Origin of the sequence: Streptomyces sp. A 4/2, assembly GCF_940670765.1 — a bacterium.
In the GTDB taxonomy this organism is placed as follows: Bacteria; Actinomycetota; Actinomycetes; order Streptomycetales; family Streptomycetaceae; genus Streptomyces.
In genome coordinates this window covers 28,280-53,747 of record NZ_CALNVW010000038.1, presented here as the reverse complement: position 1 = coordinate 53,747, position 25,468 = coordinate 28,280, and the positions used below count along the sequence as shown (strand labels likewise).

Genomic DNA, 25,468 nt, shown 5'->3' with positions numbered 1-25,468 from the left:
TGGCAGGACCAGGTGTCGGTGGCGGCGGTGAACGGCCCTTCACAGGTGATCGTCTCCGGCGCCACGACGGCCGTCGACGAACTCCTCCTGGAGTGCGCCCGGTCGGACATCCGGGCCCGCCGGATCGCGGTGGACTACGCCTCGCACTCGCCCGCGATGGAGGAACTGCGCGAACCGCTGGCCGTCCGGCTGGCCGGGATCGTCCCGCGCGCGGGACGGGTGCCGATGCTGTCCACGGTGACCGGTGAGTACGCCGACCCGCTCACCATGGACGGCGCGTACTGGTTCCGGAACCTGCGCGAGCCGGTGCGGTTCGCCGACGCGATCGGACGGCTGGCGGCCGACGGGCACGGCGTGTACGTCGAGGTGTCCTCGCACCCGGTGCTGGGCGCTGCCGTGGAGGAGACCGCCGAGCAGGCCGGGGCCGCACCCGACGCGGTCACCGGGTCGCTCCGCCGCGACGACGGCGGACTCGCCCGACTCCTCTCCTCCGTAGGGGAGTTGTGGGTCAAGGGTGTCGAGGTCGACTGGACGGCGGCCTACCGTGGTACGCGGCCGAACACCGTCGCGCTGCCCACGTACGCCTTCCGCCGCAGGCGCCACTGGTTCGACACCGTGGCCCCCGAGACCCCCGACGACGACACCCTGGCCGGTGCGGTGGCGGGGCGGCTGGCGCAGGCCGGAGCGGACGAGCGGCTGCGCATCCTGCTGGACCTGGTGCGCGCGCACACCGCCGCGATCCTCGGCCACGGCGACACCGCGTCCGTGCCGCCCCGGACCCCGTTCAAGGACCTCGGCCTCGATTCGCAGTCCTCGTTGCGCCTGCGCCACCGGATCTGTGAGGCCCTGGACATCACGCTGCCGAACACCGTCCTCTTCGACCACCCGACACCCGCCCGGCTGGCGGACCATGTCCGTGACCATCTCCGGACGCACGGCCCGGCCGTCGCTCCGGGCGGCACGCGGGACGCCTCGGAAGCCCGGCCGGCTCCGGCGGTCCGGTCCGCACCCGTACCCGTACCCGTTTCCGCTTCCGTTTCCGCGCCCGCGCCGCACGAGCCGATCGCGATCGTCGGCATGGGCTGCCGGTTCCCTGGCGGCGTCCGCTCGCCCGAGGACCTCTGGGAGCTGGTGAGTTCGGGCACCGACGCCGTCTCGCCGTTCCCCGCGGACCGCGGCTGGGACCTCCAGCGGCTGCTGACCGGCCCCGGCCTCCCCGGCGGCTCCGCCGTGGCGCAGGGCGGATTCCTGCACGACGCGGGCGACTTCGACCCGGAGTTCTTCGGGATCAGCCCGCGCGAGGCACTGGCCATGGACCCGCAGCAGCGGCTGCTGCTCGAAACCTCCTGGGAGGCGCTGGAACGCGCCGGGATCGACCCGTCGCAGCTCGGTGGCACCCGGACCGGTGTCTTCGTCGGCGCGATGGCGCAGGAGTACGGTCCGCGCCTGCACGAGGCGTCGGACGGGCTCGAAGGCTACGTACTGACCGGGACCGCCGGCAGCGCGATGTCCGGCCGGATCGCCTACGTACTGGGTCTGGAAGGGCCCGCGATGACGGTGGACACCGCCTGCTCGGCCTCTCTGGTCGCGATCCATCTGGCCGTACGGTCGCTGCGCGGCGGCGAGTGCTCCCTGGCGCTGGCCGGTGCGGCGACCGTGATGGCCCGCCCCGGCATCTTCGTCGAGTTCAGCCGGCAGAGCGGGCTCTCCCCGGACGGGCGGGTCAAGGCGTTCTCGGACCGTGCCGACGGCACCGGATGGGGGGAGGGTGTCGGCACCCTGGTGCTGGAGCGGCTCTCCGACGCCCGCCGCCACGGACACCGGGTGCTCGCCGTCCTTGAAGGTTCGGCGGTCAACTCCGACGGCGCGAGCAACGGACTCACCGCGCCGAACGGGCCCTCGCAGCAACGGGTGATCCGGCAGGCCCTGGCCGATGCCGGGCTGCGCCCGTCCGACATCGACGCCGTGGAGGCGCACGGCACCGGCACGGTGCTCGGCGACCCGATCGAGGCGGGCGCGCTCATCGAGGTCTACGGACACGACCGCACCGGGGAACAGCCGCTCTGGCTCAGCTCGGTGAAGGGCAACATCGGGCACACCCAGGCCGCCGCGGGCATGGCCGGGGTGATCAGGACGGTGCAGTCGATCCGGCACGGACTGCTGCCGGAGAGCCTGTACGCGGACCCGCCGTCCGCGCAGGTGGACTGGTCCGCCGGGGACGTCCGGCTGCTGACCGGGCCGGCGCCGTGGCCGGCGGGGGACCGCCCGCGCCGGGCGGGCGTCTCCGCGTTCGGGGTGAGCGGCACCAACGCGCACGTGATCATCGCGGAGGATGCCGGGGCGGAGGTCGCACCGGAGACGGGGGAGGGGCTCACGCCGGAACCCGGGATGGAGATCGCGCCGGAGACCGGGGCGGGGTTCGCGGAGGAGACCGGGGCGGGGTTCGCGCGGGAGACCGGTTCCGCGCCCGCCGTCCAGGGCCGGTCCGGCTCCCCGGCCGCTGTGCTGTCCCCGGGCGAGCCGCTGCCGTACGTGTTCTCCGCCCGCACCACCTCCGCCCTGCGGGAACAGGCCCGTCTGCTCCGGGGGCTGCTGCGCGACGACCCTGCCGTGCGACCCGCCGATGTCGCCTACACCCTGGCCACCGGCCGGGCGCGGTTCGACCGGCGTGCCGTGGTCCTCGCTGCGGACCGTGCGGAACTCGACCGGACACTCGCGGTGCTCGAAGACGACGGCGAGGCCGCCGCACTGGTGCGCGGAGTGCCTGCGGAGGACCACCGGGTCGTCTTCGTCTTCCCCGGCCAGGGCGGTCAATGGCTGGGCATGGCCGCCGAGTTGCTCGACTCCTCACCGGTCTTCGCGCAGCGGGTGAGCGACTGCGACCTGGCGCTCTCCGAGTTCGTCGACTGGTCGCTCGTCGATGTCCTGCGAGGCGTCGAGGGGGCGCCGTCACTGGACCGCGTCGACGTGGTGCAGCCCGCGCTGTTCGCGACGATGGTCTCGCTCGCCGCGCTGTGGCAGGCCGACGGGGTCCGGCCCGCCGCGGTGATCGGCCACTCGCAGGGGGAGATCGCCGCCGCCTGCGTGGCCGGGGCGCTGAGCCTGCGGGACGCGGCCCGGGTCGTCGCACTGCGCAGCCGGGCGCTGCTGACCACCCTGGCCGGGCACGGCACGATGGCCTCCGTCTTCCGGCCCGTGGAGCAGGTGACCGAACTGCTGAGCCGGTGGGAGGGCCGGGTCTCCGTCGCCGCCGTCAACGGGCCGGGCTCCGTGGTGGTCTCGGGCGAGACCGAGGCGGTCGCCGAACTGCTCGCCGTCTGTGCGGAGTCGGACATCCACGCCAGGGCCGTCCCGGTCGACTACGCCTCCCACTCCGCCCAGGTCGAGACCCTCCGGGCCGAACTGGCCGAGGTGCTCGCGCCGGTCCGGCCGCGCCGCGCCGAGGTGCCGTTCTGGTCGACGGTCACCGCGAGCGTGCTCGAAGGGACCGAGCTGGACGCCGACTACTGGTACCGCAACCTGCGCTCCACCGTGCGGTTCGAGGAGACCACCCGGCGGCTCGCCGAGGCCGGGCACCGGATCTTCGTGGAGTCGAGCCCGCATCCGACGCTGACCATCGCGGTGCAGCAGACCCTGGAGCACGCGGACGCCCACGACGGGGTGGCCATCGGCTCGCTGCGCCGGGGCGACGGCGGGCTCGGCCGGTTCCGCACCTCACTCGCGCAGGCGCACGCCCACGGGGTGGAGCCGGACTGGGACGCGGTGTTCGCCGGGCACGGTGCGCGCCAGGTCGACCTGCCGACGTACCCGTTCAGCCGGGAGCGGTACTGGTGGGTGCCGCCGACGGAGACCGCGGCGGCGCCGCACGACGCGGCGGTGGCGACCGGACCGGGCGTGGCGGACTGGCGCCACGACATCGTCTGGCGGCCGGTGCCCGACCCCGCGGGCGGGTCCCTGTCGGGCGACTGGCTGGTGGTGGCCCCTGCGGCGACCGCCGGTACGCAGCAGTACGAGGAGGTGCTCGGCGCCCTGCGGAACGCGGGCGCGGACATCGTCCCGTGCACCCTCGCGGACAGCGCGGACAGCGCGGACAGCGCGGACAGTGCGGACAGTGCGGACGCCACTGACGATGCGTCGGCCGCGACCCTGTACCGCGCACTCGTGGACGCGCTGACGGGCCGGGAGTTCGCCGGGGTGCTGTCCCTGCTCGCGCTCGACGAGCGGTCGGGCCCCGCCGCCGCGGTGGCCGGCACGGCCGCCCTGGTGCGGGCGTCGGACGAGGCGGGATGCGCGGCGCCGCTGTGGTGTGCCACACGTGGCGCGGTGTCCACCGGGCCGTCCGACCCCGCCGCCCGCACGGCACCGGCGGCGGTCTGGGCGGCGGGCCGGGCCGCGGCCGTCGAACACCCCCGGACCTGGGGCGGTCTGGTCGACCTTCCGGAACGCTGGGACGTACGGTCCAGGGCCCGGCTGGCGGCGGTGCTCGGCAGCGCCGGGCCGGAGGACCAACTGGCCATCCGGCAGGCCGGACTGTTCGCCCGCCGGCTCGTCCGGTCGGTGCGCGGCGCGCCCGTACGACCGGACTGGAGGCCGCGCGGCACGGTCCTGATCACCGGCGGCACCGGCGCGCTGGGACTGCGGCTCGCCCGGTGGCTGGCCGGACGCGGCGCCGAACGCCTCGTCCTGGTGAGCCGCCGGGGAGCGGACGCCGAGGGGGCCCGCGCGCTCGCGGCGGACCTCGCGGACACGGCCACCGCACTCTCCGTCGTCGCCTGCGACGTGACCGACCGGGCCGCGCTGGGCGAACTCCTCGCGGGGATCGGCCAGGACCGGCCGCTGACCGCGGTGTTCCACGCGGCCGGGGCCTGCGAACTGGACCCGCTGGTACGGACGGGACCCGGGCAACTGGCCCGTGTCCTGCACGCCAAGACCGAAGGGGCGGCCGTCCTCGACGAACTCCTCGCGGACACCCCGCTGGACGCCTTCGTCCTCTTCTCCTCGATCTCCGCGACCTGGGGCGTCGCCGACCACGCCGCCTACGGCGCCGCCAACGCCTGCCTGGACGCCCTGGCCGAACAGCGCAGGGCCCGCGGCCTGTCCGCCACCTCGATCGCCTGGGGCCCCTGGGGCGGCGGCGGGATGATCGACCCGAGCCTGTGGCCCGCGCTGGCCGCCACCGGCCTCCCGGTCATCGACGCGGACCTGGCCCTGGACGCGCTGCAACTCGTACTCGACCACGACGAGACCGCGCTCGCCGTCGCGGACGTCGACTGGGAACGCTTCACCGCCGTGTTCGGCGCCGCACGGCCGAGCCCGCTGCTGGGCGAACTGACCTCCGCCCCGGCGGCCGGGACGCGGCCCGCCGAGGAGACCCCGCCCGCGTCCGCGCTCCGTACGCGGCTGGCGGGTCTCTCCGAACCGGACCGGCGGGAAGCGGTTCTCGACCTGGTGCGGGAGGAGACGGCGAAGGTCCTCGGACACACCGATCCCGGCGCCGTCGCCGCCCGACGCGCCTTCAGGGACATCGGATTCGACTCGCTGACCGCGGTCGAGCTGCGCAACCGGCTGGCCGCGGTGACCGGCACCAAGCTGCCCACGACGCTGGTCTTCGACCACCCGACGCCCACGCTGCTCGCCGAGCAGCTGTGGCGGGAGGCCGAAGGGCTGATCGCGGAGACCGAGGAGCCGGGACCGTCCGGTGCGGCGGACGGCGAACCGCTCGCGATCGTCGGTACCGCCTGCCGGCTGCCCGGCGGCATCGCCGGGCCCGCCGACCTCTGGCGGCTGCTGACGGAGGGCGGCGAGGGCGTGGGCGGGCTGCCCGCCGACCGCGGCTGGGACCTGGACGCGCTCTTCGACCCGGACCCGGACCGGCACGGCACCAGCTACACCAGGGCGGGCGGATTCCTGTCCGGAGCAGCCGAGTTCGACCACGAGTTCTTCGGGATCTCCGCACGGGAGGCGCTGGCGATGGACCCGCAGCAGCGGCTGCTGCTGGAGACCTCCTGGGAAGCGTTCGAGGACGCGGGTCTCGTCCCGGACGAGCTGAAGGGCAGCAACACCGGGGTGTTCGCGGGCATCCTCGCGCCGGACTACGGACAACCGCACGGCATGCCCGGCGAGTTGGAGGGCTACCACGTGACGGGCGGCGCGCCGAGTGTGGCGTCCGGCCGGATCGCGTACACCTTCGGTCTCACCGGGCCCGCGCTCACCGTCGACACGGCCTGCTCCTCCTCACTGGTGGCCCTGCACCTGGCGATGCGGGCCCTGCGGTCCGGCGAGTGCGAACGCGCGCTGGTCGCGGGCGCCGCGGTGATGTCGACCCCGACGCCGATGGTCAGCTTCAGCAGGCAGCGCGCCCTGTCGGCGGACGGCCGGTGCCGGTCGTTCGCCGAGGACGCGGACGGCTTCGGGATGGCCGAGGGCGTCGCCGTACTCCTCGTCGAGCCGCTGTCGGTGGCGCGGCGCGACGGGCACGAGGTGCTGGCCGTGGTGCGCGGCTCGGCGGTGAACCAGGACGGCGCGTCCAACGGCCTGACCGCGCCCAACGGCCCGTCCCAGCAGCGGGTGATCCGGCAGGCCCTGGCGAACGCGGGCCTGTCGGCCACCGAGGTGGACGCGGTGGAGGCGCACGGCACCGGCACCCGTCTCGGCGACCCGATCGAGGCACAGGCGGTGCTCGCGACGTACGGCGCCGGCCGGCCCGCCGACAGCCCGCTCTGGCTGGGCTCGGTCAAGTCGAACCTGGGGCACACTCAGGCCGCCGCCGGGGTGGTCGGGGTGATCAAGATGGTGGAGTCGCTGCGGCACGGCATCCTGCCGATGACCCTGCACGCCGGTGAACCCACCTCACGGGTCGACTGGGACGCGGGCGGCGTACGGCTCCTCGCCGCGTCCCGCCCGTGGCCGGAGACGGGCCGCCCGCGCCGGGCAGGGGTCTCCGCCTTCGGTATCAGCGGCACCAACGCGCACGTGATCCTGGAGCAGGCACCCGAACCCGCTCCCCGCCCGGCGGCCCCGGCCGCCCGCGCGACGGGCGCCGTGCCGTGGACCCTCTCGGCGACCGGACCGACGGCGCTGCGGGCCACGGCGACCGCGCTGACCGCTTCGGCCGGGGAGGCCGATCCGTACGACGTGGGCTGGTCGCTCGCCACCAGGCGCGCCCGCTTCGAGCACCGCGCCGTCGTGACGGGCGACCACGGCGCCGCGCTGACCGCACTGGCCGCCGACGGCACGGCCCCCGGACTGGTGCAGGGGGTGGCGGGACCGCTGGGCAGGACCGTGTTCGCGTTCCCCGGCCAGGGAGCGCAGTGGGCCGGTATGGCGGTCGAACTGGCCGCTGAATCCCCGGAGTTCGCGGCCCGGCTCGCGGAGTGCGAGACCGCGATGTCCGCGTACGTGGACTGGTCGCTGACCGAGGTGCTGCACGGCGTGGACGGCGCGCCGACGCTGGAGCGGGTCGACGTGGTCCAGCCCGCGTCGTTCGCGGTCATGGTGTCGCTGGCGGAACTGTGGCGGTCCTGGGGGGTGCGGCCCGCCGCGGTCGTCGGCCACTCGCAGGGCGAGATCGCCGCGGCCTGCGTGGCGGGGGCCCTGTCGCTGGAGGACGCCGCGCGGGTGGTCTGCCTGCGCAGCCGGGCGATCACCGCGCTGGCGGGCGCGGGCGGCATGGCCATGGTCTTCCTGCCCGAGGACCGGACCGCCGACCTGCTGCGGCCCTACGGAGGGCGCATCACGGTCGCCGCGGTCAACGGCCCCCGCTCGGTGGTCCTCTCCGGCGACCGCGACGCGCTGGAGGAGCTGCGCCGGGTCTGCGAACGCCGGGAGATCCGGCTGCGCATGATCCCCGTCGACTACGCCTCGCACTCCGTGCACGTGGAGAAGATCCTCGACGAACTGGCCACCCTGCTCGAACCGGTCGCACCGAGGACGCCGGAGGTGCCGTTCTTCTCCACCGTCACCGGCGACTGGATCGACGGCCCCCTACTGGACGCCGCCTACTGGTGCGCGAACCTGCGGCAGCCGGTGCGCTTCGCCGACGCGGTCCGCGCCCTCTCCGCCCAGGGCTTCGGGCTCTTCGTCGAGTGCAGCCCGCACCCGGTGCTGCTCGCGGCGATCGAGGAGACCCTGGAGGACCGCGACGACCTCTGCGCGGTGGGCTCGCTGCGCCGCGACGAAGGCGGCCTGGAACGCTTCCTGTTGTCGCTGGGCGCCGCCTGGGTGCGCGGCGCCCCGGTCGACTGGGGCCGGGCCTTCACCGACGGCGCCGCGCGGGCCGTACCCCTGCCGACCTACCCGTTCACCCGCAGGCGCCACTGGCTGGAACCCCCGGCCGCGGCGGCCCGCAGGGACGAGTCGGCCGCCATCGACGGCTGGCGCTACCGCCTGGAGTGGACCCCGGTACCGGCGCCCGGTGCCGCCTCCCGGCTGACCGGCGACTGGGTCGTGGTGACCCCGCGCGAAGCCGTGCAGCCGGAGCTGGTGGAGACCGTGGTCAAGGGCCTCACCGCACGCGGCGCCACCGTGCACCGGCTCACCGCGGGCCAGTTGGCGACGGCGGCCGGTGAACTGCCGCCGTTCGTCGACGGGGTGCTGTCCCTGGCCGCCCTCGACGAGCGGCCCGACGCGACGCAGCCCGCGGTGACCACGGGTCTCGCCGACACGGTCGCCTCGGTACGGGCCCTCGCCGGGGAAGCCGCCGACGCACCGCTCTGGCTGGCGACCCGGGGCGCGGTGACCACGGCCGACGACGACCCGGTGACCAGCCCCGCGCAGGCGCAGATCTGGGGCCTCGGAGTGGTGCTCGGTCTCGACGAACCCGAACGCTGGAGCGGACAGCTCGACCTGCCGGCCGTACTGGACGACGCGGGCCTCGACCGGCTGGTGGACGTACTCGCCGGGGGCACCGGGGAGAACGAGGTGGCGCTGCGGGCGGGCACCGTACTCGGGCGGCGGCTCGTACCGGCCCCCGCCGGACCCGCCGAACCGTGGCGGCCCCGGGGCACCGTCCTGATCACCGGCGGTACCGGGGCACTCGGCGCCCATGTGGCCCGCTGGGCCGCCGCGAACGGCGCCGCGCACCTCGTCCTCACCAGCCGCCGCGGCGCGGACGCGCCCGGCGCGAAGGAGCTGTACGAGGAGCTGACCGGACTCGGCGCGCGGGTCACGATCGCGGCCTGCGACGTCGCCGACCCCGGCGCACTCGCCGCGGTGCTCGCCGCGATCCCGGCCGGTGATCCGCTCACCGCGGTGGTGCACGCGGCCGGACTCACCCAGCCCGAGATCCCCGTGGCGCACCTGTCCACCGACGAACTCGCCCGCGTCATCCGGGTCAAGACCGAGGGCGCCCGCAATCTGGACGCCCTGACCGCGGGCACCGAACTGGACGCCTTCGTGCTGTTCTCCTCGGGCGCCGGAACCTGGGGCGACCGGGGCAAGGGCGCCTACGCCGCGGCCAACGCCCACCTGGACGCACTCGCCCACCAGCGGCACGCCCGCGGCGAGGTGGCGACAGCCGTCGCCTGGGGCGCCTGGGCGGGCGGCGGCATGGTCGACGGTGAAGTGGCCGACCTGCTCACCCGGCGCGGGGTGCGGATGATGCGCCCCGAGTCGGCCGTACGGGCCCTCGCGGTCGCCGTCGGCAGCCGCGACACCAGCATCGCCGTCGCCTCGTTCGACCTCTCCCGCTTCCTGCCGCTCTACACGATGAAGCGGCCCAGACCGCTGGTCGAAGCGCTCGTCGCGGCCCAGCAGGTGCCGCACCAGCGGGACCAGGGCAGCGGGCCGGAGCCCGATCCGCAGGACCGGACCCCGGCGCTCGCCCGCCGCCTCGCCGGACTGTCCGCCGACGAGCAGGAAGCGGTACTCGTGGACGTCGTACGGCGGGAGGCCGCCGGGGTGCTGAAGGCACGGCCGGACGAGATCCGGCCGAAGCGGGCCTTCAAGGAGATCGGCTTCGACTCACTGACGGCGCTCGAATTCCGTAACCGCCTCAACGCGGCGACCGGACTGCGGCTGCCCGCCACGCTCGTCTTCGACCACCCCACCCCGCTGCTCCTCGCCCGGCAGCTGCGCGACCAGCTGTCCGGCGGCACGGACCCCGTACAGGACGGGCTGGACCTGCTGGAGGCAGGCCTCGCGGCCCTGCCGGAGGACGACCGGTCCCGCGCCGACATCGTCGAGCGGCTGCGCACGCTGCTGCGCAGGGCCGAAGCGGCCGACGGCTCCGGCACAGGCGCGCAGTCGCACGACGACCTCGCGGCGGCGACCAACGATGAGATCTTCGACCTGATCGACCGGGAGTTGGGCATCTGATGAGCGGCGCGACCGAAGAGCGGCTCCGGGAGTACCTGAACCGGGTCACCGCGGATCTGCGGACCACCCGGCACCGGGTCAGGGAGCTGGAGGACCAGCAGCTCGAACCCGTCGCGATCGTCTCGATGAGCTGCCGGTACCCGGGCGGCGCGGACACCCCCGAGAAGTACTGGGACCTCGTCGCGGCGGGCGCCGACCTCGTCGGCGAGCTGCCCACCGACCGCGGCTGGGACCTGGCGGGCCTCTACCACCCGGACCCCGACCACCCCGGCACCAGCTACACCCGGCACGGCGCCTTCCTCCGGGACGCGGCCGGGTTCGACGCCGGATTCTTCGGGATCTCCCCGCGCGAGGCGCTGGCGATGGACCCGCAGCAGCGGCTCCTCCTGGAGACGGCGTGGGAGGTGTTCGAACGGGCGGGCATCGACGTGGAGAGCCTGCGCGGCGAGCGCGCCGGGGTCTTCGTCGGCGCCAGCAACCAGGGCTACGGCACCTCGCTGCGCACCACCCCCGAGGGCGTCGAGGGCCACCTGCTGACCGGTGGTTCCGGCGCCGTCCTGTCCGGCCGCATCGCGTACACCCTCGGCTTCGAGGGTCCCGCCGTCACCGTCGACACCATGTGTTCGTCCTCCCTGGTGGCCCTGCACCTGGCGGTCCAGGCGCTGCGCTCCGGCGAGTGCACGCTGGCGCTCGCGGCGGGCGCCACCGTGATGGGCACACCGCGCAACTTCATCGAGTTCAGCAGGCAGTCGGGCCTCGCGGTGGACGGCCGGTGCAAGTCCTTCTCGGACGACGCGGACGGCACGGGCTGGGGCGAGGGCGTCAACGTCCTGCTCCTCGAACGGCTCTCGGACGCCCGGCGCAACGGTCACCAGGTACTGGCGGTGGTACGCGGCAGCGCGACCAACCAGGACGGCGCGTCCAACGGCCTGACCGCACCGCACGGCCCTTCGCAGCAGCGGGTGATCCGCCAGGCGCTGGCGAACGCCGGGGTGCAGCCGGCCGAGGTGGACGCGGTGGAGGCGCACGGTACGGGCACCGCGCTGGGCGACCCGATCGAGGCGCAGGCGCTCCTCGCGACGTACGGCCAGGGGCGCGGCGACGGCGACCCGCTGTGGCTCGGCTCGGTGAAGTCGAACATCGGCCACACCCAGGCGGCTTCCGGCATCGCGGGTGTCATGAAGATGGTCTCGGCGATGCGGCACGGGATCCTGCCCAGGTCGCTGCACGTGGGGACGCCTTCGTCGTACGTGGACTGGTCGTCCGGAGCCGTCGAGCTCCTCACCGGGACGCGGGAGTGGCCGCGGACGGACCGGCCCCGGCGGGCGGGTGTGTCGTCGTTCGGCGCCAGCGGGACGAACGCGCACGTGATCCTGGAACAGGCCCCCGAAGCCGACCCGGCCGACGAGGGGACTCAGCCCCACCCGCGGTCCGTACCCGTACCGGTGGTGCCGTGGGTGATCTCCGCGCGCACCCCCGCCGCGCTGCCCGCCCAGGCAGAGCGACTGTTGTCCTCGGTGGACGGCCTGTCCAGGGCGGATGTGGGACTGTCCCTGGCGACGACCCGCGCCGCCCTCGAACACCGCGCGGTGGTCCTCGGCACCGACCCGGACGGGCTGCGCACCGGGCTGCGTGCGCTGGCCGACGGCGCGCTGCCCGCGCCCGGAGTGGTGTCCGGGGTGGCGGGCGACGGGCTGACCGCCTTCGTCTTCTCCGGCCAGGGCAGCCAACGGGCCGGAATGGGGCGGGAGTTGGCCGCCGCGTACCCGGTTTTCGACGCCGCGCTGAGTGACGTGTGCGACCACTTCGACCGGCTGCTGGAGCTGCCGTTGCGCGAGGTGATGTTCCACGACCCCGACAGCCTGCTCAGGGACACGGGCTGGGCGCAGCCCGCGCTGTTCGCCGTCGAGGTGGCGCTGTTCCGGCTGGTGGAGTCCTGGGGTGTGCGTCCCGACTGTCTGGTGGGACACTCCGTCGGCGAACTGGCCGCCGCCCACGTGGCCGGTGCGCTGTCGCTCGCGGACGCCTGCCGCCTGGTGGCGGCACGGGCCGAGCTGATGCAGGCACTGCCGCAGGGGGGCGCGATGTGGGCGGTGCGCGCCTCGGCGGCCGAGGTCGCACCGCTGCTGACCGAGGGCGTGTCGGTGGCCGCGGTGAACGCGCCGGGGCAACTCGTGCTCTCCGGCTCCCGCGCAGCCGTGGAGTCGGTCGCTGCCGCACTGCCCGGCCGGGAGAACCGTTGGCTGGAGGTCAGCCACGCCTTCCACTCGGTACTGATGGACCCGATGCTGAAGCGGTTCGGCGAGGCGGCGGCGGGCATCGGCACCGGCCGCCCGCAGATCCCGGTCGTCTCCACCCTGACGGGCGAGCCGGTACAGGAGTTCACCGCCCGGTACTGGGTGGACCAGGTGCGTGGCACGGTCAGGTTCGCCGACGCGGTGACCGGGGCGCGGGCGCTGGGCGTCACCCGGTTCCTGGAGCTGGGACCGGCCGGATCACTCCTCGGCGCGATCGGTGAGACCTGCGACGACGAGGCGCTCGCCGTGGCGCTGCTGCACCGCGACACCCCCGAGCCGCGGACCGCGGTGACGGCCCTCGCCCGGCTGTGGACGGACGGCTGCCCCGTCGACTGGCACCGGTTTCACGCTCCGTCCGGCGCGGCGGCCACGACCCTGCCGACGTACGCCTTCCAGCGCGAGCACTACTGGCTGACGGACCCGGACACCGGAAGCGCCCACGAGCCCGACCCGGCCGACGCCGCCTTCTGGGCCACCCTCGGCAGCGGCGACACGAGCGCCGTCGCCCGAGCGCTCCGAGTGAGCGAGGACGCGCCGCTGAGCGCCGTCCTCCCGGCCCTCACGCACTGGCGCGCCCAGCAGCGCGACCGCTCCACGCTCGACTCCTGGCGCTACAGCGTCGACTGGGTACCGGCCACCGGTCGCACCCCGGCGCGGCTCACCGGCCACTGGCTCCTGCTGACCTCGGGGGACCCGACGCCCGGTCACGGGACGTGCGGTGAGGGGACGCCCGGTGGCGGGACGCCCGGTCGCGGGAAGTCCGGCTGCGAATCCGGCTTCGAGAAGTCCGGCCATGAAGCAGCTGAACTGATCGGGCTTACCCTCCGCCAACAGGGCGCAGCCGTAACCGAGTTGACGCTCACCGCCGACCTGGACCGGGCCGGGATCGCCGCGCTGCTCTCCGACCACCCCGATGCCGCCGGGGCGGTCTCCCTGCTGGCCCTGGACGAGCGCCCGCATCCCGCCCACCCCGCGCTGACCACCGGCCTCGCCCTCAACCTCCTGCTGGCCCAGGCCCTCACCGACCAGGACACGCCCGTCCCGCTGTGGCTGTGCACCCAGGACGCCGTCCCGGCCGGTGGCGACGACCGGGTCAGCAGTCCCGGGCAGAGCCCCACCTGGGGCCTCGGCCTGGGCATGGGTCTCGAACATCCCGACCACTGGGGCGGGTTGATCGATCTGCCGACGGCTGTCGGCCCCGGCGACGCGGGGCAGCTCGCCGCCGTACTGGCCGCGGACGACGGCGAGGACCAGACGGCGATCCGCGCGGGCGCCACCCTGCTGCGCCGACTGCGCCGGGCCCCCGCGCCGCAGGACGACGGCCGGCAGTGGCGGACCAGTGGGGCCGCGCTCATCACCGGCGGCACCGGCGGCCTGGGCGCGCACACCGCACGCTGGCTGGCACAGGCGGGCGCCGAACACCTCGTACTGACCAGCCGCCGTGGCCCCGACGCGCCGGGTGCCCGTGAACTGGCGGCGGAACTCACCGCCCTGGGCCCCCGGGTCACCGTCGTGGCCTGCGATGTCACCGACCACGCGGCGCTGGCCCGCCTCGTGGCGGACGTACAGGGCGACGGACCGCGGATCAGGACCGTCGTGCACAGCGCCGGGGTCGGCGAGCTGGCGCCGCTGGCCGGGACGGACCTGGACGCGTTCGCCGCGGGCGCGCACGTGAAGCTGGCCGGGACCGCGAACCTGGACCGGCTGTTCGACCGCGCCGACCTGGACGCGTTCGTCCTGTACTCGTCGGTGGCCGCGCTCTGGGGCGCCGCCGACCACGGCGCCTACGCCGCCGGGAACGCCTACCTCGACGCCGTCACCCGCAGCCGGCGCGCCCGGGGCCTCGCCGGAACCACCCTCGCCTGGGGCATCTGGTCGGCCGACGGCGGCGGCATGGCGAAGGACGTCGTCAGCACCGAACTCAAGTGGCGGGGACTCCCGTTCATGGACCCCGACCTCGCGATCGCCGGGCTGCGGCAGGCGGTGACCGACGACGAGGCGTTCCTCGCCGTCGCCGACGTGGACTGGGAACAGTTCGTCCCGGCCTTCACCGCCGCCCGCCCCCGCCCCCTGCTCGACACCGTCCCCGAGGTCCGCGCCGTACTCGACCGTGAGAAGCGCACCGACGCCCCGGCGAACGACGCCCACTCGGCCGCCGGGGCACTGCGGGAGCAGCTGCGCCCGCTGTCCGCGCAGGACCGGAGCAGCGCCCTGCGCGACCTGGTGCGTACGCATGTCGCCGCCGTACTCGGGCACCGGACCCCGGACGGGATCGACGACGGACGCCCGTTCCGCGACCTCGGGTTCGACTCCCTGCTCGCGGTCACGCTGCGCAACGCGCTCCACGCGGCAACCGGCCTGAAGCTCACCACCACGCTCGTCTTCGACTACCCGAGCGTGACCCGACTGGCCGCCCATCTGGGCACGGTCCTCTTCGGTGACGCCCGCCCCCCGGCACCGGCACCGGCCGTCACCACGGGCGCGTCCGACGACGACGCCATCGCGATCGTGGGCATGGGCTGCCGGTTCCCCGGCGAGGTGACGGGCCCCGAGGACCTGTGGCGGCTGATGAGCGCCGGGGAGGACGCCATCGGCCCCTTCCCCGACGACCGGGGCTGGAACCTCGATCAGCTCTACAGCCCCGACCCGGACGAGGCGGGCAAGACGTACGTCCGCACCGGGGGTTTCGTCCGGGACGCGGGCCGCTTCGACGCCTCGTTCTTCGGCATCTCACCACGCGAGGCCCTCGCGATGGACCCGCAGCAGCGCCTCCTGCTCGAAACCTCCTGGGAGGCCATCGAGCACGGCAGGATCGACCCGCACAGCCTCCGCGGCAGCGAGTGCGGCGTCTTCGTCGGCGCCGCACACAGCGGGTACGGGGCGAGCCTCCGGCACCTGCCGGAAGGCGTCGAGGGGCATCTGGTCACGGGCACCGTCACCAGCGTCGCCTCCGGCCGTATCTCGTACACGCTCGGCCTCGAAGGCCCCGCGGTCACCCTCGACACGGGCTGCTCGTCGGCTCTGGTGGCGCTGCACCTCGCCGTGCGGTCGCTGCGCTCGGGGGAGTGCTCGCTGGCCCTGGCCGGGGCCGCCTCGGTGATCTCCGCGCCGATCGGCTTCCTGGGCTTCAGCCGCCAGCGCGGGCTCGCGGCGGACGGCCGGTGCAAGGCGTTCTCCGAGGACGCCGACGGCATGGGCTTCGCCGAGGGCGCCGGGATGGTCCTGCTGGAGCGGCTGTCGGACGCCCGGCGCAACGGCCACCGGGTACTGGCGCTGGTGCGGGGCAGCGCGACCAACCAGGACGGTGCGTCCAACGGCCTGACCGCTCCCAACGGACCCTCCCAACAGCGAGTGATCCAGCAGGCGTTGGCCGACGCGGGACTGTCGCCCGCCGATGTGGACGCAGTGGAGGCGCACGGTACGGGCACACCGCTGGGCGACCCGATCGAGGCGCAGGCGCTGCTCGCGACGTACGGACAGGGGCGTGCGGACCGGGCGGACGGCGAGCCGCTGTGGCTCGGGTCCGTGAAGTCCAACATCGGCCACACCCAGGTCGCCGCGGGAGCTGCCGGGCTGATCAAGATGGTGCTGGCGATGCGGCACGAGCTGTTGCCCAAGTCGCTCCATGCGGAGGCCCGTTCGTCGTACGTGGACTGGTCGGCCGGAGCGGTGGAACTGCTGACCGAGGAGCGGGCGTGGCCCCGGACTGTTCGGCCGCGCCGGGCGGGCGTGTCGTCGTTCGGCGTCAGCGGGACGAACGCGCACGTCATCCTGGAGGAGGCACCGGAGCCTCCGGTCGAGGCGATAGAGGCGGTAGAGGCGGTCGAGTCCGGCGATCCGGTGGCGACGGACCCTGAAGCGGTGGTGCCGTGGGTGATGTCGGGCCGCAGCGCCGGGGCGCTGCGGGAGCAGGCGTCCACGCTGGCCGGATCGGCCGAGGGGGCTGACCGCGCGGATGTGGGTTGGTCGCTGGTGCGTACGCGGTCCTCGTTCGAGCACCGGGCCGTCGTGGTGGGGGAGTTGGGCGAGGGCCTGTCCGCCGTCGCCGGAGGTGTACCGGGCGCGGGTGTGGTGAGTGGTGTGGCAGGGCCGGTGGGCCGGCCGGTGTTCGTGTTCCCGGGGCAGGGGGCGCAGTGGGTGGGCATGGCGGTGGAGCTGGCGGCTTCGTCGTCGGTGTTCGCGGGACGGTTGGCGGAGTGTGAGCGGGTTCTGTCCGGCTTCGTGGATTGGTCGTTGGTGGATGTGTTGCGGGGGGTGGTGGGTGCGCCGTCGTTGGAGCGGGTGGATGTGGTGCAGCCGGTGTCGTTCGCGGTGATGGTGTCGTTGGCGGCGTTGTGGGAGTCGTTCGGGGTGGTGCCGTCGGTGGTGGTGGGGCATTCGCAGGGGGAGATCGCGGCTGCGTGTGTGGCGGGTGTGTTGTCCCTGGAGGACGCCGCGCGGGTGGTGTGCGTGCGCAGCGCGGCGATCGGTGCGGTGGCCGGCCGGGGCGGGATGGTGTCCGTCGGGGCCTCGGTGGCCGTGGTGGAGGGGCTGCTGGAACGCTGGGACGGGCGGGTTTCCGTCGCCGCGGTGAATGGTCCGTCGCAGGTCGTGGTCTCGGGCGAGCGCGCCGCCCTGGACGAGTTCGTCGGCGTGTGCGAGGGGCTGGGGGTGCGGGCGCGCCGGGTCGCGGTGGACTACGCGTCGCACTCGGCGGCGATGGAGGAGCTGCGGGAGGGGCTGGCCGCCGAACTGAGCGGGGTGTCACCGCGGGCGGGCCGGGTGCCGGTGGTGTCGTCCGTGTCGGGCGGGTACGTGGACCCGCTGACCATGGACGGCGGGTACTGGTTCACGAATCTGCGGGAGCGCGTGCGGTTCGCGGATGCGGTGGAGTGTCTGGCGGAGGACGGCTTCGGTGTCTTCGTCGAGGTGTCCTCGCATCCGGTGCTGACGGGCGCCGTCGAGGAGCTGCTGGAGGCGCGCGGTGGTGGACAAGGCGTCGTGGCAGGGTCGTTGCGCCGTGGTGAGGGCGGCACGGAGCGATTCCTGACGAGCGTGGCGGAGCTGTGGGTACGGGGTGCGGAGGTCGACTGGTCGGCTGCGTTCCACGGCACCCGGCCGCACGTCGTCGACCTGCCCACGTACCCCTTCCAGCGTCAGCACTACTGGCTGGAGGAGCAGGCAGCCCCGGCCCTTCCCGCGTCCGACCCGGTCGACGCCGAGTTCTGGGCGGCCGTCGAGGGCGACGACCCTGCGGCTCTCGCCGCCACCCTCGGCATCGACGACGACCAGGACCGGCTCGGGTCGTTGCAGCCCGTACTCGCCGACTGGCGCCACCGGCGGAAGCAGACAGCCGTACTGGATTCCTGGCGCTACGGCATCTCCTGGCAGCCCGTCACCGACGGAACGGGCTCCCACATCTCCCGTATCTCCCGCATCGACGGCTCCCGTTGGCTCCTGCTCGTCCCGGCAGGCCTGGCCGAAGGGGCGTCCGCGTGGGCGTCCGAGGCCGGGCAGGGACTGGAACGGCAGGGCGCACACGTGCGGTTCGTCGAGGTGGAGGCCGCCGACCGCACGGAACTGACCGGCCGACTGCGGGACGCGGCAGCCGACGGCTGCACCGGGGTGCTGTCGCTCCTGGCCCTCGATGAACGTGACGTACGACAGGAACACCGTTCGGACGGGCCGTCGCATGTGAACACGGCGGTCGCCGTGATCCAGGCGCTCGGCGACGCCGGGATCACGGCGCCGCTCTGGTGCGCGACCCGGGGCGCGGTGTCCGTCGGGCGTTCGGACCGGTCCGTCGACCCTGGTCACGCCCTGCTCTGGGGCCTCGGCCGGATCGCCGCGCTGGAGTATCCGCAGCGGATCGGCGGACTGGTCGATCTCCCTGCCACCCCGGACGACCGCGCGGTCGAGCGCCTGGTCGCAGCGGTGACCGGACGGGAGGGCGAGGACCAACTGGCCGTCCGCCCCAACGGGTTGTACGTGCGCCGCCTGATCCGCAAGCCGCTGTCCGACACCTCGGCCGTGCGCTCCTGGCGGCCCACCGGCACCGTCCTCGTCACCGGCGGCACCGGCGGCATCGGCGCGGAGATCGCCGCGTGGCTCGCCGGGAACGGCGCCCGCCATCTGCTGCTCACCAGCCGCCGGGGTGAACAGGCCCCCGGGGCCGCGGAGTTGAAGGCCCGCTTGACCGCGCTCGGCGCCGAGGTGACCGTGACCGCGTGCGATGTGGCGGACCGCGACTCTCTGGCGCTGCTCCTGGAGTCCGTACCGGACGAGCACCCGCTGACCGCGGTCGTGCACGCCGCAGCCGTCCTCGACGACTGTCTGCTCGACGCGCTCACCCCCGAGCGGGCCGCGACGGTCCTGCGCCCGAAGGTGGACGCGGCACGCCATCTGCACGAGTTGACGCAGGACGCCGACCTCGACGCCTTCGTACTCTTCTCCTCGCTGGCCGGAACCCTCGGCGGGCCCGGTCAGGCCAGTTACGCGGCGGCCAACGCCTACCTCGACGCCCTGGCCGTCGCACGACGGTCCCAGGGGCTGCCCGCCACCTCCCTCGCCTGGGGTGTCTGGGGAGAAGTGGGGCTGGCCAGCGGGGAGTTGGGTGAGCGGCTGCGCAGCACCGGCATGGGGCAGATGGCTCCGGAACTGGCGCTCACCGTGCTCCAGCAGGCGCTCGACCAGGACCTGACCTGCCTCGCGGTCACCGACGTCGACTGGCAGCGGTACGGGCCGACCTGCACCGAAGGCCGCTCCGGGCGGGTACTCGACAGTCTGCCCGAGGCCCGTGCCACCGCCCCAGGTGCCACCCCCTCCGGCGCCGACACCGGCTCCCGGCCCGTCGGCGAACCGTCGGACGCGGGATTCGCCGGGACGCTCGCCGGGCACGCGCCACTCGAACGGGAACAGGCGCTGGTGGCGCTCGTACGGACCCAGGCGGCGGCGGCGCTCGGCCTGCCGGGCCCCGACGCGGTCGATCCCGACCGGGCCCTGCGCGACCTCGGTTTCGACTCGCTGACGGCGGTCGATCTGCGGAACCGGCTGAACGCGGTCACCGGTCTGCGGCTCCCGGTCACCGTGGTCTTCGACCACGCGACGGCGGCCCGGCTGGCCAGGCACCTGGACACCGAGCTCTTCGGTGCGGCGTCCACGGCCCCGCACCCCGAAAGCCCCCTGCAACTGACCGCCACCGCAACGGACCTCACCGACGATCCGGTCGCGATCGTCGCGATGAGCTGCCGTCTGCCGGGCGGGATCAGCACCCCCGAGGAGTACTGGGACCTGCTGGCCGAGGGCCGCGACGCCGTCTCGGTCCTCCCGGCGGACCGTGGCTGGGACATCGAGCGGCTCTACGACCCGGACCCGGACCGCCCCGGCACCTTCTACACCCGGGGCGGCGGGTTCCTGCACGACGCGGGCCGCTTCGACCCGCTGTTCTTCGGCATCTCGCCGCGGGTCGCCCCGGCGATCGACCCCCAGCAGCGGCTGCTGCTGGAAACCGCGTGGGAGGCGTTCGAGCGGGCCGGGATCGACCCGGCGGCGGTCAAGGGCAGCCCGGTCGGAGTCTTCGTCGGCTCCAACTACAACGACTACGGGTCCAGGCTGAGGAGCGCACCGGGCGAGTACGAGGGGCAGCTGGCCACCGGCAGCGCGGCCAGTGTCGCCTCGGGCCGGGTGGCGTACACCTTCGGGCTGGAAGGCCCGGCGGTCACCGTGGACACCGCCTGTTCGTCGTCGCTGGTGGCACTGAACCTGGCGGCCCAGGCGGTGCGGTCCGGCGAGTGCACCATGGCGCTGGCGGGCGGGGTGACGGTGATCTCCACCCCGGACACCTTCATCGAGTTCAGCCGGCAGGGCGCCCTCTCGCCGGACGGCCGGTGCAAGGCGTTCTCCGCTGGGGCGGACGGCGCGGGCTGGGCCGAGGGCGTGGGCATGCTCCTGGTGGAGCGGCTGTCCGAGGCCCGCCGCCACGGCCACCCGGTCGTCGGGATCATCCGCGGCGCCGCGGTCAATCAGGACGGCGCGTCCAACGGGCTGACCGCGCCGAGCGGCCCCGCCCAGCAGCGGGTGATCCGGCAGGCCCTCGCCAACGGCGGTCTCACCGCGTCCGACGTGGACATGGTGGAGGCGCACGGCACCGGCACCAAGCTGGGCGACCCGATCGAGGCCGAGGCGCTGCTGGCGACCTACGGCAAGGACCGCCCGGCGGACCGGCCGCTCTGGCTCGGCTCGGTGAAGTCCAACATCGGTCACACCCAGGCGGCTTCGGGTGTCGCCGGGGTCATCAAGGCCGTACTGGCCATCCAGCGCGGCACCATGCCGCGCACCCTCCACGCCGCCGAGCCGTCGCCGTACATCGACTGGTCGACGGGCACCGTGCGGCTGCTCACCGAGGAGCGTCCGTGGCCCGGCGGCGACACTCCGCACCGGGTCGGCGTGTCCTCGTTCGGTGTGAGCGGCACGAACGCGCACGTGATCATCGAGCAGGCCCCGCCCGCCGAAACGGCGGCCGACCAGGCCGCCCCCTTCGCCGGCCCGTCCACCGACCCGCCCGCCGAACTGTCCGACGCGCCGCACGCCGCGTCCCCGCAGGCCGGGCCTCCGGCGCCAGAACCTGTCCGGGGCCCCACGGCCGGACTGCTGCCCTGGACCCTGTCCGCACGCACCGCCACCGCCCTGACCGCGCAGGCCGAGAACCTGCTCGCGGCTGTCGAAGGACGCCCCGGCGCCGAGGCCGTGGACATCGCGCACACCCTGGCGGGGCGCGCCCGCTTCGATCACCGGCTGGTCCTCTGGGGAGCCGACCGGGCGGAACTGCGCGCCCGGCTCACCGCCTGGCTGCCCGGTGACGGCCGCCCGGCGACGCCGTCCGCCGCAGGTGTCGTGAGCGGCGGCCGTACCGCCTTCCTCTTCTCCGGCCAGGGCGCGCAGCGCCCCGGCATGGGCGGCGAGCTGTACCGGACCTTCAAGGTCTACGCCGACGCCTTCGACCAGGTCTGCGCGCATGTCGACCTGGAACTCGAACGGCCGCTGCGGGACGTGGTGTTCGCCGATCCCGACGGGCCGGACGCCGCGCTGCTCGACCGTACGGACTACACGCAGCCCGCACTGTTCGCCGTCGAGGTCGCGCTGTACCGGCTCTACGAGTCCTGGGGTGTCACCCCGGACTATCTGGTCGGGCACTCCATCGGTGAGCTGAGCGCCGCCCACCTGGCGGGGGTGTTCACCCTCGCCGACGCGTGCCGGCTGGTGGTGGCCCGGGGACGGCTGATGCAGGAACTGCCCTCGGCCGGCGCCATGGTCGCGGTGGCCGCAGCCGAGGACGAGGTACTGCCCCTGCTGGCCGGACGTGCGGACCGGATCGCACTGGCCGCACTCAACGGACCGGCCGCGACCGTGGTCTCCGGGGAGCCGGACGAGGTGGCCCGAGTGGCGGACCACTTCACCCGACTGGGCAGGAAGACACGCCAGTTGCGGGTCAGTCACGCATTCCACTCACCGCAGATGGACGCCATGCTGGAGCGCTTCGCCGAGATCGTCCGGGGCATTCCGATGGCACCGCCGACCCTTCCCGTGGTCTCCGGCGTCACGGGGGAGCGGGCCACCGCCGAGCAACTGTGCACGCCCGAGTACTGGGCGTCGCAGCTGCGCGAACCGGTCAGATTCGCCGACGCCGTCGGTTTCCTCACCCGCGAGGGGGCCAGCCGCTTCCTGGAGGTCGGCCCCGACGCGGTCCTCGCCGCGATGGCCGTGGACTGCCGGGCGGACGACGCTCCCGGGGTGGTGGTGCCCGCGGTCCGCCGCGGCCGGGACGAGGCCGGGTCGGTGATCGCGGCGGCGGCTCAGCTGTACGTCCACGGCGCCCCCTGCGACTGGTCCGCGTTCTGCCCGGACGGCCGCCTCACCGAGCTGCCCACCTACCCGTTCGACCGGCAGCGGTACTGGCTGGACGCCCCGGGGCCGGACGGGGACGTCACCTCGGCGGGCCTCGGCCGGGACGGCCATCCGCTGCTGGACGCCGTACTGCAACTCGCCGACGGTGAAGGGCTGTTGTTCACCTCGCTGCTCTCCGTCCAGCGCCATCCCTGGCTCGCCGATCACGTCATCGACGGTGCCACCGTGCTGCCCGGCACCGCCTTCGTCGAGCTGGCCGTCCGGGCGGGCGACCGGGCGGGCTGCGGGCAGATCGGCGAACTGACCCTGCAGGCGCCGCTGGTGCTGCCCGAGCGAGGTGCCGTACAGGTGCAGATCCGGATGGGAGCCGAGGACACGGCGGGCGCGCGCACCCTGACGGTGCACTCCCGCCCGGCCGGAGCCCCCGACGGCGAACCGTGGCAGCAGCACGCCACCGGCACGCTGCTGTCCGACGCGCGGGCCGATGTGCCGACCGGTGTTCCGGTCGGGGAGCCCGCCCCGGACCAGTGGCCGCCCGCCGAGGCGTCCCCGGTCGAACTGGGTGATTTCTACGCCGCGTTGGCCGAGGTGAGTGCCGATTACGGCCCCGCGTTCCAGGGGCTTCGTGCCGCCTGGCGGCACGGGTCCGAGGTCTTCGCCGAGGTGAGCCTGCCCGAGGGCGTCGATGTCACCGGGTACGGCCTGCACCCGGCGCTGTTCGACGCCGCACTGCACACCATCGGGCTGGGCGCGGCGGGTGACCGGGGCCAGGGGGTGATGCCGTTCTCCTGGCGCGGGGTGGTCCTGCACACCTCAGGGGCGACCCGCCTGCGGGTCCGGCTCCGGGACACCGCCGAGAACACCGTGTCCGTACAGGTCTGGGACCCCTCCGGCCGTCCGGTCGCCTCCGTCGACTCGCTGGCGATCCGGCCGACCGCCGGGGCCCGGCCGCACCGTACGGCGGCACCCCTGGAGACGCTGTTCCGCACGGAGTGGCGCGAGATCCCGGCGGCCCCGCTGCCGACCGGACCGGACTGGGCGCTGATCGGCTCACCCGATGGGTGGCCGGGGCTCGACGGCCCGCTCGCCCGCGCGGGAACGCCCGGCGCGTATCCGACGATCGCCGCGCTGTCCGAAGCGGTCAGGGCGGGCGGGACCGTACCCGACCGGGTCGTCGTGAGCGCCACGCCCGCCGCCGACACACCCGCCGCCACGCCCACCACCGCCACGCCCGCCGCCGGCGAGTCGGCCCGAGCCGTCCGGGCCGCGTGTCACCGGGCGCTCGCCCTGGTCAAGGAGTGGCTCGCGGACGACCGGTTCGCCGCATCCCGGCTGGTGTTCGTGACCCGCGGCGCGGTCGCCGCCGACCCCGGCGCGGACCTGACCGATCTGCCCGGCGCCGCCGTGCACGGGCTGATCCGGGCCGCCGCCTCCGAACACCCGGGGCGCTTCGCCCTGGTCGACACCGACGCGAGCGAGGAATCCGCGGCTGCGCTGCCCCTCGCCGTAGCTTCCGGCGAACCGCAACTCGTGGTGCGCGAGGGCCGGGTCCGCGCCGCCCGGCTGGCCCGGGTCCCGGCGGCAGCGGACCGTACGGAACCGGTCTGGGATTCGTACGGAACCACGCTGGTCACCGGTGCCACCGGCACACTGGGCCGCCTCGTCGCCAGGCACCTGGTCACCACCCACGGTGTCCGGCGGCTGTTGCTGCTCAGCCGGAGCGGACCCGCCGCCGACGGCGCGGCCGAGCTGCGCGCCGAGCTGACCGCTCTCGGTGCCGAGGTGACGGTAGCGGCGTGCGACGCGGCGGACCGTACGGCGCTGAGCGCGCTGCTGGACACCGTCCCCGACGCGCATCCGCTGACCGCGGTGGTGCACGCGGCCGGCGTCGTCGACGACGGGCTGATCACCGCGCTCACCCCCGAGCGGATCGACGGGGTGCTCGCACCGAAGGTCGACGCCGCACTCAACCTGCACGAACTCACCGCGTCCCGGCCGGTCTCGGCCTTCGTCCTGTTCTCCTCGCTGGCCTCGACGTTCGGCGGCGCAGGACAGGCGGGGTACGCCGCGGGGAACGCCTTCCTCGACGCGCTCGCCGCACGCCGCAGGGCGCAGGGACTCCCCGCGGTCGCCCTGTGCTGGGGGCCGTGGGCCGAGCTCTCCACGATGACCGGCGGACTCGCCGCATCGGACCACGCGCGGTTCGCACGGGGCGGGGTGACCCCGCTGTCCTCGGACGACGGACTCGCCCTGCTCGACACCGCCTGTGCGCGCGACGAGGCGGTACTGGTGCCCGCCCGGATCTCCGTCACCGGGTTCGCCGGGCCGCACGAGGTGCCCGCGCTGCTGCGCGGCCTGGTGCGCGGCCGGGCCAGGCCCGCCGTGGTCGCTCCCGTACCGGAGCGGCCCACCGGTTCGGCGGACCGGCTGGGCGCCATGTCCGCCGCCGAACGTGCCCGCGCGCTGCTGGAGCTGGTCCGGGCCGAAGCCGCACGGGTGCTGGCCTACGCGGGGCCCGAACTCGTGGACGCCGAGCGGGGCTTCCTGGAGATGGGATTCGACTCGCTCAGCGCGATCGAGCTGCGCAACCGCCTCGGCAAGGAGACCGGCCTGACGCTTCCGGCGACCCTGCTCTTCGACTACCCGACGCCGGCCGCCCTCGTCGCCTACCTCGGCGAGATCTTCCCGTCGGAGGCCGAGCGGGTACTCGGCCCGATCCTCGACGAGCTGGCGAAACTGGCGGCGAACCTGCCCGAGGTGACCGCCGCCGACGAACTGCGCGGCCGGGTGGAGAGCAGGCTCCGGGAGCTGCTGTCCGAGGTGGCGTCGGAGGACACGGCGGACACCGTCACGTCCATGGCGGTCGACGACCTCGAATCGGCCACCGACGAGGAGATCTTCCAGTTCCTCGACAACCAGCTGGACACGTGAGAGCAGCGGAATGCCGAATGGGGAGCACGCCGTGCAAGAGGCGA

At 74.6% G+C, this 25,468-nt stretch carries 2 protein-coding genes (1 of these 2 only partly in view); both read left to right on the top strand.

All coding sequences use genetic code 11. The features are described from left to right. Positions 1-10,314, top strand: the 3' portion of a protein-coding gene (locus NBY69_RS28015; RefSeq protein WP_250304654.1) for a type I polyketide synthase. Its footprint begins 2,097 nt before the window's first position; only the last 10,314 of its 12,411 coding nucleotides appear in the window; its start codon lies beyond the left edge, outside the window; the stop codon is at positions 10,312-10,314. After that, entirely contained in the window at positions 10,314-25,424 is a 15,111-nt protein-coding gene (locus NBY69_RS28010; RefSeq protein ID WP_250304652.1) for a type I polyketide synthase, read from the top strand. The genes NBY69_RS28015 and NBY69_RS28010 overlap by 1 nt, the downstream gene beginning before the upstream one ends. The last annotated feature ends 44 nt before the right edge of the window (positions 25,425-25,468 follow it).